This window comes from Cyclobacterium sp. (assembly GCF_014762705.1).
GTDB lineage: Bacteria > Bacteroidota > Bacteroidia > Cytophagales > Cyclobacteriaceae > Cyclobacterium.
The window spans coordinates 1-17,380 of sequence record NZ_JABURL010000026.1; the positions used below are offsets into that span (position 1 = coordinate 1).

The 17,380-nt window shown below is 43.4% G+C and carries 11 protein-coding genes; 6 read left to right on the top strand and 5 right to left on the bottom strand.

Annotated features, from left to right (window positions below; genetic code table 11):
- Positions 1–742 precede the first annotated feature (742 nt).
- Positions 743–1,159: an alternative ribosome rescue aminoacyl-tRNA hydrolase ArfB gene (gene arfB, locus HUJ21_RS04145; RefSeq protein WP_291367580.1), complete on the top strand. Its 417-nt coding sequence runs from the start codon at positions 743–745 to the stop codon at positions 1,157–1,159.
- A gap of 157 nt (positions 1,160–1,316) precedes the next feature.
- Here the strand turns inward: arfB and HUJ21_RS04150 are convergent, their stop codons facing one another.
- Together HUJ21_RS04150 and HUJ21_RS04155 are read right to left on the bottom strand one after the other, a co-directional pair.
- Positions 1,317–2,360, bottom strand: a complete 1,044-nt coding sequence (locus HUJ21_RS04150) for a branched-chain amino acid aminotransferase (protein ID WP_291367582.1) — start codon at positions 2,358–2,360, stop codon at positions 1,317–1,319.
- 19 nt (positions 2,361–2,379) lie between these two features.
- Positions 2,380–2,907 (bottom strand): YfiT family bacillithiol transferase, encoded by a 528-nt coding sequence (locus HUJ21_RS04155; RefSeq protein ID WP_291367584.1) that lies wholly within the window; start codon positions 2,905–2,907, stop codon positions 2,380–2,382.
- A gap of 136 nt (positions 2,908–3,043) precedes the next feature.
- On the opposite strand from HUJ21_RS04155, the gene HUJ21_RS04160 reads away from it, so the two are divergent.
- Positions 3,044–4,444 carry a PLP-dependent aminotransferase family protein gene (locus HUJ21_RS04160; protein WP_291367586.1) on the top strand — a complete coding sequence of 467 codons (1,401 nt, stop codon included), beginning with the start codon at positions 3,044–3,046 and terminating at the stop codon, positions 4,442–4,444.
- A gap of 35 nt (positions 4,445–4,479) precedes the next feature.
- Here HUJ21_RS04160 and HUJ21_RS04165 read toward each other — a convergent pair whose 3' ends face one another.
- Together HUJ21_RS04165 and HUJ21_RS04170 are read right to left on the bottom strand one after the other, a co-directional pair.
- Complete coding sequence (locus HUJ21_RS04165) at positions 4,480–6,942, bottom strand: outer membrane beta-barrel family protein (RefSeq protein ID WP_291367589.1); 2,463 nt, start codon at positions 6,940–6,942, stop codon at positions 4,480–4,482.
- A gap of 84 nt (positions 6,943–7,026) precedes the next feature.
- Positions 7,027–7,836 carry a helix-turn-helix transcriptional regulator gene (locus HUJ21_RS04170; RefSeq protein ID WP_291367591.1) on the bottom strand — a complete coding sequence of 270 codons (810 nt, stop codon included), beginning with the start codon at positions 7,834–7,836 and terminating at the stop codon, positions 7,027–7,029.
- Positions 7,837–8,087: 251 nt separating this feature from the next.
- Between HUJ21_RS04170 and HUJ21_RS04175 the strand changes: the two genes are divergently transcribed.
- The 4 genes from HUJ21_RS04175 to HUJ21_RS04190 are packed head-to-tail and all read left to right on the top strand — an operon-like array spanning position 8,088 to position 14,369.
- Positions 8,088–8,660: a TetR/AcrR family transcriptional regulator gene (locus HUJ21_RS04175; protein WP_291367593.1), complete on the top strand. Its 573-nt coding sequence runs from the start codon at positions 8,088–8,090 to the stop codon at positions 8,658–8,660.
- Positions 8,661–8,703: 43 nt separating this feature from the next.
- Positions 8,704–9,822 carry an efflux RND transporter periplasmic adaptor subunit gene (locus HUJ21_RS04180; RefSeq protein WP_291367595.1) on the top strand — a complete coding sequence of 373 codons (1,119 nt, stop codon included), beginning with the start codon at positions 8,704–8,706 and terminating at the stop codon, positions 9,820–9,822.
- A gap of 6 nt (positions 9,823–9,828) precedes the next feature.
- Positions 9,829–12,969, top strand: coding sequence for an efflux RND transporter permease subunit (locus tag HUJ21_RS04185; protein WP_291367597.1), 3,141 nt, complete (start codon positions 9,829–9,831; stop codon positions 12,967–12,969).
- 5 nt (positions 12,970–12,974) lie between these two features.
- Positions 12,975–14,369 carry an efflux transporter outer membrane subunit gene (locus tag HUJ21_RS04190; protein ID WP_291367599.1) on the top strand — a complete coding sequence of 465 codons (1,395 nt, stop codon included), beginning with the start codon at positions 12,975–12,977 and terminating at the stop codon, positions 14,367–14,369.
- A gap of 456 nt (positions 14,370–14,825) precedes the next feature.
- On the opposite strand, the gene HUJ21_RS04195 is transcribed toward HUJ21_RS04190, so the two are convergent.
- Entirely contained in the window at positions 14,826–17,195 is a 2,370-nt protein-coding gene (locus HUJ21_RS04195) for an outer membrane beta-barrel family protein (RefSeq protein ID WP_291367601.1), read from the bottom strand.
- Positions 17,196–17,380: the final 185 nt, after the last annotated feature.

The window sequence follows — 17,380 nt, forward strand, 5'->3', positions numbered from 1 at the left end:
GGTTTTTTTTCAGGCCAGTGCGCTTTTCGTATTTAATTTAGAGTGCTTCTTTTTTTTAAATTTTTTCACAAATAACACCTAATATAAATCAGTTTTAGCTCCGTTATCGGTAAATAGGCAAATCCCCCTTTTTAAGGGGGAAAGGGGGATTTTTTCGGTAACATCTTAAAATATCAATTCGTTAATTGTTACTTATCTTAAATTCTTTACAGATACCGGGCTTTACTGTCACAGCGAAAATTAACTTTTTTAAAAAAACAGAAACCGTGGTGACGATGTGTATTTTTAATAAGTTAAATTTCAGCGATTTGATAAATAGGTCATCGGTAGAATTACTTTTTAAAAAACGTAGAAATCAGGATGATGAGGGGTGTTTTTAACTTATTGAATTTCGATTATTTGGGAAACTCGTCATTGCGAACCTCAGCGCTTCTGGTCCCTGAGCCTGCCGGGCTTCGGCAGGCTCAGCCTGAAAAAGGAGCAATCTGAACCAGAGAGTGAACATAAGTCCATCGAAAAAGACAGGAAGACCGGAAATTCGCCTACGTATTCGTTGAGACTGCCGCGGGTGCGAGTAATGTTGTCAATACTTTTTATTATTCGGAAACCCACCTTCGCAGTGACGAAAGAATTCGTCATCGGTAAACAGCTGGAATGTTTTATTTCCGTTGATGTACGGGGAACTTCTTTGAGGGTAAAACCATTGCACAAGGGTCTAACTAGAAATTCAATTCCCTGAGAAATGTCAATATTTCATAAAATAAAAGAACAGTTTTTAAATCAGGAGCTTTCCTTTCAGGCTGCCCGAAGCAGCGGCCCGGGTGGACAAAACGTCAATAAGGTGAATTCAAAGATTATATTGAGATTCAATATTCCTGATTCCCAGCTATTGGATGAAAGTGAAAAGGACATACTGATGAAAAAATGGGCGCATAAATTGGATAATACCGGCGATCTGATTATTCAAACTCAGGAAAAAAGATCACAACTTCAGAATAAGAGCATTGCCATCCGTAAATTCTATGAGATGCTTAATGCAGCTTTTCAAAAAAGAAAGGTGCGAAAGGCTACCCGACCCGGAAAGGGAGCCATTGAAAAAAGAATCAAAGCCAAAAAAATTCAGGCAGAAAAAAAGAAGTACCGGGGAAAGGACTGGTAAATCTTTCAAAGAAACTGAACCTTATTCAAGTTTATTGAATGCTGGTTTCTTGCCATAGAGAACGTATAGACAAACTTTTTGCACAGCACTGCACTGCCTGATTTCGAATATTTGCTTACTGTGAATCTGCTACATTAATTTCCCCTCATTGCTTCATTCAGGCATCCAGTAGTTGGTTCCAGCCATAGGTATCCGGATTGAGCCCTTTTCTTATGGATGACAATTTATTTTTAAGGCGGTACATACCAGCATCTGCTTCAAGGTAGGTGGCAAAGGCTTTGCCCTTGAAACTAATGGTTTCTATGGGTGAGATTACAGCGGCTGTTCCGGCCCCAAAAGCTTCCACACGTTCCCCATTTTCAATCCGCTGGATGATTTCTTCTATGGCCACTGGCCTTTCTTCCACCGTAAAACCCTCTTCCCTGGCCAATTTCAGTAAAGAATCACGGGTAATTCCATCCAGTATACTATCGCTTAGGGATGGGGTAAGAAGGGTTTCACCACTAAGCAGGAATAAAATATTCATGGTTCCGGATTCCTCAATATATTTTTTTTCCTGAGCATCCAGCCAGATGATCTGATCAAAACCTTCCTTTTTCGCATTGATTTGGGGTAGCAGGGAGGCCCCATAATTACCTCCATTTTTTGCCGCACCGGCTCCGCCTCTGGCAGAGCGTATGTATTCAGTCTCTACTTTTACTTTTAGCGGCTTATTGTAATATGCCCGCATGGGGGATAACACTACCATGAATAAATATTCTTGTGACGCATCTACACCCAATTTACTTTCGGTAGCGATAACAAATGGGCGTATATATAGGGAATAGTCCGGATCATCGATTACCCAATCCGATTCCATTTTAAGAAGTTCCAAAATACCATCCATGAAAAGGTTGCGGGGCAGGGGAGGCATTGCCATTCTTTCCAGAGAACGGTTCATTCTTTTCCAATGGCTTTCCATTCGGAATACATTTATTTTGCCGTCTGTCATTCGAAAGGCTTTCAGGCCTTCAAAAACTGTCTGTCCATAATGGAAGCACATGGCCAATGGAGATAAGGATACGGATTGCACCGGTGCAATGCGGTAATCCGACCATTCCCCTTGTTTATATGCGGCCATAAGCATTCTGTCGGTGGATTGAACCCCAAAAGTGAAGTTTTCAAAATCAAAATCGGGTCTTCGGGTTTCAGTTTGGTTCATGATATGTCTTAATAATTGGTTAATCTTCTACTTTTTTTGCCTGACTAATGTGGGCCAAATGATGCTTCCCGTGCCACGCATACAGCAAGGCACTGACATTCAAAGGTATGAATTTACTTTGCTCCGGATGAAAAAAACAACGGTTCCATTCTCCCTCGCTCATGTTTTGCATTAGAAAAACCCATTTTTCGTGGATTCCTACCAGTATTTGAACGGAATTTTCAATTCCAAGTTTACTGTCTGCAAGCTTTGCCCAAAGATCTTCCTTGTAGGGTTTAATTACAGGCTTTTCCTCCGTCAATGCCAATTTAAAGCGCATGTAAGCGTTCATGTGGCTATCAGCCAGGTGATGCACCAATTGCCGGATGGACCATCCAGCCGGCCGGTATTTACTTTCAAGCATTTCTTCCGGTAAATTGGATGCAGCCGTTTGTAGTTCCTTCGGAAAATGTTCAATCCGCTGTATGGCCTGTTTCACTATGTCAGTCGCTACAGTTTCCGGGACCTGAAATCTTCCTAAGGGGTATTTTAAAACTTCCAAATTCATAGACAATGCTCCTGGAGTAAGTGAATTGCGCTTTTATCCGGTAAATCAGATTCAAATATCAAATTAACGAAGGAATAATGATTGGTTACAGATACAATTTATTTAATTTTGAAGGGTACAGTTAACCAGGCAAATAATGACATTGTATCAGGAGTTGGCGAGCAATTTTGAACGGCTTATTCAAAAGGGCAGCTTGAAAGTAGGGGATAAGATGCCTTCCATTCGTACCGTGAGCAAGGAGTATGGGGTAAGTATAAATACCGTCATTCAGGCCTATTTGGTATTGGAAAGCAGGTCTTGTATAGTATCCAGACCGCAAGCGGGATTTTTTGTTTGTGAAAAAGCAGATTTGCGTTTACCCGTCCCTCAGGCAAGCAATCCCAGTAACAATCCAAAAGAACAGGCGGATGATGGCTTGATAGGCAAAGTTTTTAGAAATTTTGTCAATAAGGAAATCACTCAATTGTCTCTTAGTGTACCAGACGAATCCTTTTTCCCGGTAGCAAGATTGAATAAATGCCTCCATAAGGCCAGTCAAACCCTATCTTCCGGAGGAACGGGATATGATGATATACAAGGGAATTTCCTATTGCGAAAAAATGTGGCAAAGTGGTCCTTTACCTGGGCAGGAAATTTGGGGATTGGTGACCTGGTGAGCACTTCGGGGGCCATGCATGCCATTTCCCTGGCATTTATGGCATTGACCAAACCGGGGGACAGGATTGCCGTAGAAAGCCCGGTATATTTTGGTATCCTTCAGTTGGCCAAAAACATGGGACTAAAGGTGATCGAACTCCCTACCCATCCTGTAACCGGGGTTGATCCCGATGATGTAAAAGCCCGTATAGGTGAAATTGATATCTGTCTATTGGTCAGTAATTTCAACAATCCACTGGGCAGTTGCATGCCTGAAGAAAACAAGAAAGCCATGGTAAAGCTACTGGGCAAACATGGGATTCCCTTAATTGAGAATGATTTGTATGGGGATGTTTATTTTGGACCAAACCGACCCAAACCTTGCAAGGCTTTTGACGAGGAAGGTATGGTATTGTGGTGTGGCTCCGTTTCCAAAACCCTTGCACCGGGTTACCGGGTAGGATGGATGGCACCCGGTAAGTACCTAAAGGATATCTTAAAGTTGAAGCTTTTTCATTCTGTATCGGGCACCACATTGACACAGGAAGCCATTGGCCATTTTTTGGAGACTGGCCGCTATGAAAAGCACCTGGCACAAATGCGGAAAAAGCTGTATGCCAATTCCCTTCAATTTATCCGGGCAATTAGTGACTATTTTCCTGAGGGAACCAAGGTAAGCCGACCTCAGGGGGGATTTGTCTTATGGGTTGAATTGGAAAAAGGAAAAGATACTGGTAAATTTTTTGATCAGGCCCTTTCCCAGGGAATCAGCATTGCACCGGGCAGGATGTTTACACTCCAAAACCAGTTTTACCACTGCATGCGTTTGAATTACGGACTGCCCTGGTCCGATGGTCTGGATCTACAATTAAAGCGTTTGGGTCAAATGTTGAAGCAATAACCTGATTTCGACCAAGTACTGTACGAATTATTGGGTTAAAATTCCTTTTCCCCGAATTCGCTTTTGATAAAGCGGGATTTATTGCGGGAAGGATTGAGGGTGTAACTGAGGTTTAAGATCACCATGTCCACTTCCAGCACATAATTCGTGGTGGTATAAAACTCATCTTCCCTCCAGGCACTGATCCGTTGTTCATTGGTATCCAACAGGCCCATGTCCATATTCAGCCACTGCAGGCTGGCACTAAGCCTGTCGTCCATAAATGTCTTTTTCAATACCAGATTGGGGGATAAGAAATCCGAATCTTCTCCTTGTGCAGTAATGCGCCTGGAAAGGTAGTTTACTGACCATTGGGCACTAAAGGTAGGGGAGAAATCAAAACTTGTATTGGCATTGATGGAGTAAACCCAGGCCGCATTGTTAATGGGTCTGTTGTCAAAACTGCCCTGGATCCTGTACCTGTATAGGTTTCCACCGGCAAAAACCTTCCATTTGCTGCTGGGATTAAGTTCCAGTCCCAATTCCATTCCTATGGATCTTCCATTGCCCACATTGGAATAAATCCGGTTCAAAATGGTGTCATTGTAAACCGTATTGACCCTGTTGACAAGGTTTTTCACGTGGCGGTAATAGGCAGTGGCGTAAAGGCTGTTTTCTCCAAAGTCCCGCACCAAACCGGTCTCTACCAGGTCAATAAATTCCGGAAGCAGGGTAGGGTCTCCCTGTTCCAGGGTTTCCGAATGCTCCCTTTCTGGAAATGGGTTCATTTTAAAGGTAGTAGTGCGTTCTACCCTTCGGCTGTAGGCTCCTTTCAACCTTGTTTCCTTATCCAATGTGTATTGAAAACTTGCTGTGGGGTAAGGCAGGAAAAAATCATACATGTAGGTGGTATCTACTGTATTGGCCTTATCCTGTAGCAATAATTCCCTGTCCATGTATTCCATCCGCAAGCCTATGGAATAATCCCAGCTGTCTTTTTGTCCTGACAATTGACCATACCCGGAATGAATCACCCGGGTCAATTCCACATTGGAGGAAAATTCCGGAACCAGTTCAAATACTCCCGTTTCATTGTTTTTTCTCTCGTAAACAAAATCTCCCTGATGATCCAGGTTACGGAACTGGTATCCGGCTTCCACTATTCCCCATTTTGTAGGCTTTGATTGGTAATCCACCTGCCAGCGCATGCCGTGTAAGGGATTGTCATTGGTATTGTATTCGTCTTGATACACCAGATTGGTATTGGGATAACCCAGGTTTCTGTTTGTAGTAGGGCCGCCCAGCAGGGTATATTCATACAAAAAAGAACTGGAGATGCTGGACTTATTGTCAAAAGTATGGGCATAATCAAAACTTCCCAAGGCAAAATCACTGCTCCTGATACGCAAGTTTTCATTGTAATATTGCATGGTGTACAGCCGCTCCTCTCCAATGCTGGCATGGTTGTCGTAATAGACAATATCTGCGGTTCTATCCTTACTCCGTATACCTCCATAAAACCCGAGGCTAAACTCGTTGTTGGCATCTGGCGTATAGGCTACAGTAAACCGTCCGGAATAAGCTCCTTCATCGAATCCCCGTTCTCCATCAGAAGGAAACCGGGTGGTGGTATCACCCCGGATGGTGTAAACATCGCCTTCCCTTCGCCCGTTTATATCATTCCTTAGAAAGCTTGCGCCCAGGGAAAGGTCCCAATCGCCTTTCCGGTGATTAAGGGTAAAATCAGCTCCATATCGTTGTGGTTTTTCCTTGTTATCGTAATCCTGTATGCTGGGTGCTCCAATTCTGATATTGAACTGTATAAAATTACCATCAGTGGCTCCTTTTTCCGTGGTGATGTTGATGATGCCGGCTTTTCCTTCAGGATCGTATTTTGCAGAGGGGGCAGTTACCACTTCTATATTCTTGATGGCATTGGCGGGCAATTGGCCCAGGATTACCGAAGGGTCTGATTGCAAAGGTTTTCCATTGATCATGATCACAAAGCCCGTGGATCCCCTGACGGACAATTCCCCCTCTGCATTGATGCTTACTGAGGGAAGGTTCCTAATGAGGTCGATGGCGTTTCCACCCTGGCCAGAGATAAATTCTCCGGATTCGAATACCTGTCGGTCTATCTGATGCATGGTGGTAAACCTTGATCCCGAAACTTCGACCATTTCCAACAATTGCTCGTTGGGTGCCAATTCAACCATACCCAGATCCAGCGACTGCCCTCTGGTAAATGTTAGGTCCTCTTTGGTAAAGGAGTTATAACCCATAAATTGAATAACCAGGTAATACTGACCAGGTTTGATGTCGCTTAGTTCAAATTTTCCATCAGGTTCACTTACAGCTCCTGATACCAGGCTGGAATCAGAAGAGGAGTACAGGCCCACACTCCCATATTCAATAGGCGTGTTTTCATTTGCATCCGCAAGTGTTCCTTGAATAGAATTTTGTGCAAAAGTGGGGTAACAGAGGATAAGTTGGAAAAGGCAGATTAATAGAATTTTCATCAAGACTATATTTTGTTTGCAAAGTAAGTCTTGAATCCTTGTATTTTGATGGTATATTTTTGACAATAATGGTAAATTCTTACTTTAAAGTTTTGCTCTGTATTCTGTTGGGGTCAGCGTGGTTTGGGATTTAAAAAATTTGATAAAATTGGAGGCATCGGAAAAATTCAGCTGGTAGGCGACCTCAGCTACCGGAATTCCCGTATGACTGAGCAAATTTTTGGATTCGATGAGCAATCTTTCACGGATCAAATCTATGGCATTGGCTCCCGTTGCGGTACGGCAGATCTGGTTTAATTTACGGATACTGACATGCATGGCTTCAGCATAATTTTCCGCGGTTTTCATGTGCAGGTAATTTTCCTGTACCAATTTCTTAAACCGGACAAATTCATCCAATACATTGGGATGAATGGAATGCTCTGGTAGTGGAATATGTAGGGTTTTTAAAATGAGGGTGTTCAAATGCGCTGCTAATAGGTCTGAAGCTACTTCATTTTTGTAATCAGCATAAAAAACTTCCAACAAATGGAATATGGATGAATTTTCTTCGGGTAGTTGGAAAGTCTCTTTTAAAATGTAAAGGCTGGACAGTGCTTTGGGATATGCAGTCAGGACTTCTTCTTTGAAAAGAACAACATATCCTTCCGGAATTCTTGAAAAATCCCAGCAGTGTACCTGGCCCAGACTCAGGTAGTATCCCATCGGCGGTTGTACTTCATGGACCAGGTCTCCAACAGTATGCTGCCCGGAACCTTTAGACAGGTAGATCAGTTCGTGATATCCTTCATGCCGGTGTGGTTTGGTGGGTTTGATCACCGGTTTCATTTTTGAAACCTTAAGGATCAGACCCTGCTCTATTTTATTTTTGGTGTGGATACTATTGGACTGCATTGTCATTTAAAGGTATCAAATTTCTGAAAATATGGTAAAAAACTAATCTGAAAACGCAATTTAACCGGTAGTCTTTAAAATTTAATCCTTATTTGTATAAATGGTAATCTTTGGTTTAAAGACTTATACGAGATGGGTTTTTATCAAACCAATAGTTTTAATTCATTTTAACACCACACTTCTTTTTAAGGGCTTGGTTTCAATTCGATGTTTTCCTACTTTTGCACCCGAATGAACGTTCGATCAAGAAAATGAAAGAATCTATGGGAATTTCAGAAAAGAAAAGGGCCATATACGAAAGCATGCTGGACCTTGTAGAAGCCTATGGATTTCATGGTGCCTCCATGAGCCTTCTTGCAAAAGAAGCAGGGGTAGCCGCAGGTACCATCTACCATTATTTCACCAGTAAAGATGAGTTATTAAAAGAACTCTATATCTATTGCAAAGGACAGGTAGAAAATTGGGTCCTGGCTGAATTGGATGAACAGCAGCCTTTCAAAGAAAGGTTTTATAAAAGATGGCTTAGCCTGTATGAGTTTTATACTGCCCACCCCAAGGTATTGGTGTTTTTTGAACAATACATCAATTCACCCTATAACCAGGAAAGGAGTCCTCACCATTTTAGAGGAGGTTTTTTTCAATTTCTTAAAGAAGGTGTCGATGAAGGTCATTTAAAAGAGGCCAAGCCGGAGCTATATGTGGCCCTTTATATGGGAAGTGTGATCCTGGCGGCGAAAATAAAAATTTTCGGATCCATCGCATTTGACATGGAAGACAGGAAACTCCTGGTCTCCAAACTTTGGACAACGCTTTCCGCCGGGTAATCAGATCCCTGCAATCATTTAAAATTTGTAAATATCCCCGTTTATGAAAAACCATATTTTTGTTTACCTAATTGGTATTTTAGTTCTATATCAATCTTGTTCAGAAGGCAAAAGTGAAGATTCCAAGCCTAACCCGGTACCTTCATTTCCGGTTTTTGAAGTACCCTTAAAAACAGTGACTGGATATGAAAGCTACCCTGTGAGCATAGAAGGAATGGTGAGCAGTGCGGTAAGGGCCAAAGTAGCAGGATACATCACAGAGGTGTTGGTGGATGAAGGGCAGGCAGTGAAAAAGAACCAAACACTTTTTAAACTGGAAACGCAGGCATTGAATGAAGATGCAGATGCTGCAAAAGCCAATGCAGATGCTGCACAAGTGGAAGTGGATAAGCTCAAACCACTGGTAGAAAAGGGCATCATCGGTAATGTCCAACTTGAAACTGCAAAAGCCCGATTGGCACAGGCCCAGGCAGCTTATAACAGCATCGCAGCCAATATTGACTATGCGACCATAAAAAGCCCCGTTGAAGGTTATGTGGGTGCCATACCTTTTCGTCAGGGCGCATTGGTCAGTCCCTCAGACCCTACTCCCTTAACGACCGTTTCCCAGGTGGAAAATATGTTTGCTTTCTTTTCTATGAATGAAAAGGATTACCTGAACATGCTCCAGGTGACAAAGGGAGAAACGTTAGACGAGAAGTTGGAACATATGCCGGAAGTGGAGCTCGAGTTGGTGAACGGAAAAATTTACGATCATAAAGGAAAAATTAAAACGGTTACCGGACAAGTAAACCCAACAACCGGAACAGTAAATTTCCGGGCTACATTTCCTAATCCCAACCGCCTTTTGGCCCACGGGAACAGTGGCATGATCCGTATTCCAAAAGTTTATGAAAACCTTCCTGTGATTACCGAAATCTCAACTTATGAGCAACAGGGTAAAACCTATGTTTATCGCGTAGGAAATGATTCTATAGTACACAGGGAACTCATTAAAGTCCTGGCCAGAGTGGATCAGCTGCTGATAGTGGAAGATGGGGTAAAATCAGGGGATCGCATTGTATATGAAGGAGCCGGAAAACTACGTGAGCAGACCAGGATTAAACCTGAAATAGTGGGTTTTGACAGTTTGGCTCAAAAATTAAAAATAGCATTTAAGTAAATCGTTATGTTAAAGCAATTTATTGATAAACCGGTCCTTTCTACTGTAGTATCCATTTTGATTGTGATATTGGGTGTGCTGGGGCTTTTGGCTTTGCCGGTTAGTCAATATCCGGATATTGCCCCACCTACCGTAAGCATCAGGACAAACTTTCCGGGAGCCAATGCCGAGACCGTATTGGAAAGCGTGATTATTCCCATAGAAGAGCAAGTCAATGGTGTGGAAGATATGGATTATATCACCTCCACTGCCAGCAATGACGGTACAGCCAATATTCAGGTATTTTTTAACCAGGGCGTGGATCCCGATATAGCAGCGGTAAATGTGCAGAACAGGGTGGCCAGAGCCAATCCATTATTGCCCAGGGAAGTAGTACAAGCCGGGGTCATCACCCAAAAACAGCAAACCAGTTCCCTGATGTTTTTCACCCTGGTTTCGGATAATCCCGAATATGACGCTACTTTCATCCAAAACTACTTAAATATCAATGTGATACCAGCTCTTAAAAGGATTGAAGGGGTAGGGGATGTGACTGTTTTTGGTGCCAAGAATTATGCCATGCGTATCTGGCTACAGCCTGAGAAACTGGCTGCTTATGATTTAATGCCTGCAGATGTCACTGCTGCTATTAATGAACAAAGCCTGGAAGCAGCCGCTGGATCCCTGGGACAAAACAATGCGGAATCCTTTGAATATGTGATCAAATACGGTGGCCGGTATAAAAATGAAAGTCAGTACGAAGACATTGTCATTAAGGCCCTGGGAAATGGACAGTTTCTCCGTTTAAGTGATGTAGCAAAAATCGAAATGGATGCGGAAGCCTATTCTGTCATGTCCTTTACCAATGGAAATCCGGGGGTAAGTATGGCCGTGTACCAAACGCCCGGATCCAATGCCCAGGAAATCATCAATAACGTCAAGGCCTCCCTTAGTGAAATGGAACCACGTTTTCCATCAGGTCTTTCCCTGTTTATCAATTTTGATACCAATGATTTTCTAAATGCCTCCATTGCAAAAGTAGTGATTACCCTGGTAGAGGCATTTTTGCTGGTTTTTCTGGTTGTATTTATTTTCCTTCAGGATTTCAGATCCACGCTTATTCCGGCCATTTCTGTGCCGGTTTCCATTATTGGTACCTTCTTTTTCCTCAATTTGTTTGGGTATTCCATCAACCTTCTGACACTATTCGCACTCGTTTTAGCCATAGGTATTGTGGTGGATGATGCGATTGTGGTAGTAGAGGCGGTACATGCCAAAATGGAGGAAGGCGCTAAAAGTGCCCGCAAAGCTACCCATAAAGCCATGGAAGAAATTACAGGTGCCATCATTTCCATTACCCTGGTCATGGGAGCGGTATTTATTCCGGTAACTTTTATAACCGGGCCCACAGGTGTTTTCTACGAACAGTTTGGGGTAACACTGATTGTGGCCATTGGTATTTCTGCCATCAACGCACTGACTTTAAGTCCGGCCCTCTGTGCCATTTTCCTCAAACCTCATCACCAAAAGTCGGATAGGAAGATTGGTTTTCTCAAGAGGTTTTTCAATGGATTTAACCAGGCCTTTGAAGTCACCACCAACAAATATGTCCGCTCCCTGAAATTTCTTTTCAGGCATAAGTGGATTACAGGTCTGGTGATTTTAGGTGCAATAGGTGCCATTTTCTGGGCTGCCCAAAATACGCCTACCGGATTTGTTCCTGATGAGGACCGGGGAATGATATTTGCCAATATAGAATTGCCTGAAGGTGCTTCCCTGGACAGGACCGTATCCACAACCGATGAGCTCATGGAAGGACTGGATCAAATCCCAGGAGTAATGGGCGGGTCAATGGTCAATGGCTTCAGCCTGATCTCAGGAGCAGGAAGTAATTTTGGATTAGGGATAATCAAGCTTGATCCCTGGGAGGAAAGGGAGGAAGATTCGTTGTCTTCAGGGGCCATTATTGCCAAAATGTTTGGTGTAGCAGCAAAAATTCCAGGAGCGGAAATCCTGTTTTTCTCACCACCAAGTATTCCCGGTTTTGGAGTTTCTTCAGGGTTTGAACTCAAATTTCTGGACCAGACCGGGGGAAGTTTTGAGGATTTGGACGAACAGGCCAATGCCTACATGGCCAGTTTGATGGAAAGGCCTGAAATCCAGTTTGCCCAAAGTGCTTTCAGCACAAGCTATCCCCAGTATGAACTGGAATTGAATATTCCTAAAATAAAGGAAGCGGGGATCAATGTAAGCCATGTTTTGGGTACCCTACAGGGGTATATCGGAAGCCAATATGCTGCGGATTTCTCCAGATTTGGCAAACAATACAGGGTATACATTCAGGCTTTGCCGGAGGACAGGGCTGAAAAAAAGGACCTTAACTCCCTGTTTGTGAGAAATGCCAATGGGGAAATGGCTCCGATTACGGAATTTATTGAGTTGAACAGGTCCTATGGACCACAGGCAGTAACACGCTTTAACCTGTTCAATTCTGTTTCGATCAACGGTTCGGCAGCCCCTGGTTATTCCTCCGGAGATGCCATCAAAGCTGTTCAGGAAGTCAATGCAACTGCCCTGCCCAATAATTTTATGGTGGATTATTCCGGATTGACCCGGGAAGAAATAGATGCAAGTAACCAGACAGTCCTGATCATTTTGCTCAGTGTGCTTTTCGTATATTTTATTTTGGCAGCCCAATATGAAAGTTATCTGATCCCATTGGCGGTCTTGTTTTCACTTCCTGTTGGAGTGATGGGTGCTTACCTTACCACCTATTTTGCCGGATTGGAAGCCAATATTTATTTCCAGATTGCCCTGGTAATGCTTTTGGGGCTATTGGCCAAAAACGCCATTCTGATTGTAGAATTTGCCATGCAGCGGAGAGCAGCTGGGTTGACAATTTCAGAAGCGGCCTTTGAAGGCGCCAGGGTAAGGTTAAGGCCGATTTTGATGACCTCCTTTGCTTTTATTATAGGACTCTTGCCCCTGGTTTTTGCCGGAGGAATTGGAGCTGCCGGAAACCGTTCTATCGGAACAGGGGCTGTTGGGGGGCTGTTGGTAGGCACTCTGATCGGAGTTTTTGTTATTCCCTTGCTTTATATTTTGTTTCAATGGCTTCAGGAAAAAATCTCTTCCAAAAAAGAAATTGAAGATCCCGTAAATGCCTAATATTCATGTCATATAAAAATTTTCTTTACCTTCCTTTAGTATTCCTGGTGCTGCCATCTTGCTTTGTGGCAAAAGATTACCAACAACCGAAGGAGGTCGTCGACGAAGCCTATTTCAGAACGGACCTTTTGCCTGCTGATAGCTTAAGTATGGCTGAATATTCCTGGAGAGAAATCTTTACTGACCCAAAACTGGTTGCCCATATAGAAACCGGCCTGCAATACAACATCGACGTGCGCATCGCCCTGCAACAGATTCTGGCTGCTCAGGCGTATTTCAGGCAGGGAAAGTTAGGTCAATTGCCTGCTGTCAATGGCAATGCGCAGCTAAACCACCAGGAATTGTCTCGAAATTCACAGTTTGGGTCTTTTTTTGATGGCGGGATCACCCAATTTGAGGTTTCCGCCGGCTTATCCTGGGAAGCTGACATCTGGGGGAAAATCCGAAGCCAAAGAAGGGCTTTTGAAGCGGAATACCTGCAATCAGTGGCAGCTCATCAAGCAGTGAAGACGCAGTTGGTCAATGATATCGCTAGCCTGTATTTTCGGCTCCAGGCCCTGGATGAACAGCTCGAAGTCACTAATTCTACGATTATAAACCGTGAGCAGGCCCTGGAAACTACCAAGGCATTAAAGGTTTCAGGGGCTGTGACTGAAGTCGGTGTGAAACAGACCGAAGCACAACTGCATACAGCCAGGGCATTGAGGGTGGATATTAACAGGGACATTAAACTTACTGAAAATACCCTATCGGTGCTTTTGGGCCTTGATCCCAAGGATATTGAAAGGAATAAATGGACAGATCAGGGTTTTCAAAAAAGCATATCCATTGGCTTTCCCGTTCAATTATTGCGCAACCGGCCTGATGTAATGGCCGCAGAATGGAATCTGGTAAATGCTTTTGAAATGAGCAATGTTGCCAAAAGCAATTTGTATCCCTCTCTCACCCTTTCGGCTACCGGCGGACTCCAAAGCCTGGAATTGGATCAGCTGTTTAGCCTGAACTCCGTTTTTGCCAATGTAATTGCCGGCCTGAGCCAGCCAATATTCAATGGCAGGGCGTTAAAAACCCAGTATGAAGTTGCCCTTTCTCAGCAGGAACAGGCTTACCTGAATTTCCGGCAATCCCTGTTAAATGCAGAAAAAGAAGTTTCAGATGCCTTGTATGTTTATCAGGCTTCCCGCGAAAAGATGGGCATTATCCAGCAGGAATTTGAAGCTTATTCCGTGGCCATCGAATATTCAGAGGAATTGCTTGACAATGGCATAGGAAATTACCTGGAGGTTATTACAGCCAGAGAGAATGCATTGAATTCAGAAATTGGATTAATCAATGCCAAAAATGCACAGATGGAGGCTTTGGCCAATCTTTACAGGGCTTTGGGAGGAGGCTGGCAGTAATCGTTTAATAACCACTGAAATGAATGTTCGGAGCTGAGTTAATTGGCTGAGATCAAAAGTAACTGATGGTTGTTGATGGTACCGGCACTTTGGGTTCAGGGAGATTTGATTGTATTTATTGTAATTGCCCAAAATTGCAGCTCTTTGGTATTTTTTCTTTACCTATCAGTACGAAAGTGAAAAAATCCGGTTCAATAGGATCCCGGATTTTTTTATTCACCCTCCAATAGGATAGATAGTATCAGAAAATAACATTTTATTTTAAAACTGAGTTTAAATTAAGATTGTTGATAAAAGCCAATGGAATCGCCACTGCGAACCTTTTGTCGTGGGTAAAGGAGCTGGGAAAGGGTGTGGCAGTCTCGTTTGGCCAGAGATTCCCAAGGCTTTCACCGCTCAAAACCCTCTTTAAGCCTACCTATGACGGTTTTTTCACGAAATTGAGTCGAACTCAGGTTAAAACCTTTTTTGTCCACTGAACTCCATTGCCTCCCCTTTGCCAAAACCATAGCTGATACCAAAAGTGATGAAACGTCCCCTCAACCTGTAATCGTATTGCCTAAAATTATCCTGTACGGTTTGGTTTTCGAAAATACGGGAAGCAAAAGCATCCCTTACGCTAAGGTTCAGGATTGTCTTTCCTTTCATGATTTTCTTTCGTAACCCGATATCCGCAAGGGCATAGCCGCTGATGGTTCGCTGAAAAGTCTGGTATTTGGATTGGTAATTCCCGATCAGTTCGAGGGTGAAATCTGCCGGCAGGTTAAATTTGGATGTCAGGCGGGCTGACCATTGGTCTGCGGTAAAATCAAAAGGACTGGCCTCGAAGGTACCTTCCCGGTTGAAATAGTTGTAATTGAAGTCACCATTAAGTGACAACCAGTCATTGGGTGTGTATTTTCCATTCAATTCGATTCCGGTTGCTTTATTGGTGCCAATATTCATAGGCATGGTGATGGCAACATTGTCCTCAAAGGTAGTTACGTTTTCCACTGTCTGGGTGATGTAGCGGTGATACACGGAACTGCTTAAAGAAAACAACTCCAGGTCCAGAATTCCGGTAATTTCATAACTATCTGTCAGTTCCGGCAGCAGGTCGGGATTACCGGTTCGGATGCTGAAATTGTTCCTGATATTGTAAAATGGGTTCAGGTCAAACAAGCGTGGCCTGGAGATCCTTCTGGAATAGCCTCCTTGCAGCGAGAAATTATCAGCCAGCTTGTAGGAGCTGTGCAGGGTGGGGAACAGGTTTGTGAAATTTTGCTGGTTTTCCTGATCAGTTTGCTCCAGCAGCGTATTTAAATCGGTATTTTCTACCCTTAACCCAAGTTTTAGTCCATACTTTTCACCTTCATAGGCACCGGTGCTGTAGATTCCCAAAACTTTTTGGGTATAGAAAAAAGTATTGGTTCTTTCGGGAATATCCTGCCATACCTCATTTTCTAAAGTTCGGATAGCAAAATCATTATTGACATCCGTGATCAGGTACTGCCCTCCCGTTTCAAAGGTGATCTCCTCTGTCAGTGGTTGGGTATAATCGGCCTTGAAGGTATATTCTGCCTGGCCAAAATCCGTATCCGTCTGCTGCCGGTCCTGCAGGGCTGTTTCCCCAAACGAGGGCAGGTTGTTAAAAGTTGACATTTGGTCCTTGGCAAAAGAACTTCCCAAAGCACTAATGAGCAGGTAGTGGTCGTCTTTGTCAGAAAAATCACTCTTGTATTGAAGTTCGTATTGCCATTTTGGGTTGGTGGCTTCAGTAGCCTCCTGCCTTGTCCAGCCAGCTACCGGGCCTGAAGACCTGTTTTCCGAGGTGAAATTTCCGGTAGAATATTCGGTTTCCAATTCGTAGGCAAAATTACCGGTAAGCGAAAGCACATTTCTTTCGTTGATATGGTAATCTGTACCCAATATCAAATTAAAAAAAGTTTCATTCTTTTCTCCATCTCCTACATTTCGGATATAGGATTGATCGTTGAAATTGCTGTTGATGCTTTCAAATGTTTCCGGAAAGGTACGGTGACCCACACCCAATTGGCTGAAAAGGTTGAATTTTTCGGTGCGCTTGTTCAGGCTAAAACCCAGGCTATGGTTATTGGGAACTCCTGTATTGAGCGTAAGAGAACCATTTACCCCTTTTTTCTCTTCTTTTTTGATGACGATATTGATGATTCCGGAAGTACCTTCCGCATCGTATTTTGCAGAGGGATTGGTAATCACTTCTACCCGGTCGATCATATCGGCCGTGATGGTTCCCAGGGCATTTCCCCCATCACTTGCGAGTACAGATGGCTTGCCATTGATCAGGATTTGTACACCTCCAGTTCCCCGCAGTTGAATCTGCCCCTCGATATTCACCGTAACAGAAGGGACATTGTTCAATACTTCCAGGGCACTGGCTCCAGTACTGCTCAGGTCTTGTCCCACATTAAAAACCCTTTTATCCAACTGAAATTCTGTGGTAGATCTTTCTCCGCGGATGATCACCTCATCCATTAATTCGCTGTCTTCTGCGAGGAGAATGGTACCCAGTTCCAGGCGGTTATTTACCAATTCGTAATCGCTTATTTTTTGTGTCAGGAAACCGATAAAGCTGATTTCAAGGGTGAAGGTAGGGTCCTGGCTTATCAATAGCAGGCTTCCGTCCGCTTCGGTAGTGGTTCCGGCCATCATTTGCCCCGTTTCAGCATCCAAAAGTTTAACGGTAGCAAATTCGATGGGAGCCTGGCTGTTGGCTTCCACCACCCTGCCACTGATTTCAATATTTTGTGCCTGTAGTATGCCCAGACCCAGTCCTATACATAAAATAAAGGATAGTACTTTTTTCATGACCTTATTATTGTTTCTTGATGATGTAAAGCTGCTCAGAAAATCGCCAATTTGAAAAAAGAATCGGTAAACGACGGGTATAATCGGTCAAACGGCAATCCAATTCTTTATTGTCGTTTAACCGGTTAAATAGGTTGTTCACCCGATCTCAACTGGAATTTTACAATGTATGTGTAACTTTACCC

Coding starts and splice junctions, on each gene's coding strand:
- arfB (WP_291367580.1), top strand. CDS start 743: ATGTCAATATTTCATAAAATAAAAGAACAGTTTTTAAATCAGGAGCTT.
- HUJ21_RS04150 (WP_291367582.1), bottom strand. CDS start 2,360: ATGAACCAAACTGAAACCCGAAGACCCGATTTTGATTTTGAAAACTTC.
- HUJ21_RS04155 (WP_291367584.1), bottom strand. CDS start 2,907: ATGAATTTGGAAGTTTTAAAATACCCCTTAGGAAGATTTCAGGTCCCG.
- HUJ21_RS04160 (WP_291367586.1), top strand. CDS start 3,044: ATGACATTGTATCAGGAGTTGGCGAGCAATTTTGAACGGCTTATTCAA.
- HUJ21_RS04165 (WP_291367589.1), bottom strand. CDS start 6,942: ATGAAAATTCTATTAATCTGCCTTTTCCAACTTATCCTCTGTTACCCC.
- HUJ21_RS04170 (WP_291367591.1), bottom strand. CDS start 7,836: ATGCAGTCCAATAGTATCCACACCAAAAATAAAATAGAGCAGGGTCTG.
- HUJ21_RS04175 (WP_291367593.1), top strand. CDS start 8,088: ATGAAAGAATCTATGGGAATTTCAGAAAAGAAAAGGGCCATATACGAA.
- HUJ21_RS04180 (WP_291367595.1), top strand. CDS start 8,704: ATGAAAAACCATATTTTTGTTTACCTAATTGGTATTTTAGTTCTATAT.
- HUJ21_RS04185 (WP_291367597.1), top strand. CDS start 9,829: ATGTTAAAGCAATTTATTGATAAACCGGTCCTTTCTACTGTAGTATCC.
- HUJ21_RS04190 (WP_291367599.1), top strand. CDS start 12,975: ATGTCATATAAAAATTTTCTTTACCTTCCTTTAGTATTCCTGGTGCTG.
- HUJ21_RS04195 (WP_291367601.1), bottom strand. CDS start 17,195: ATGAAAAAAGTACTATCCTTTATTTTATGTATAGGACTGGGTCTGGGC.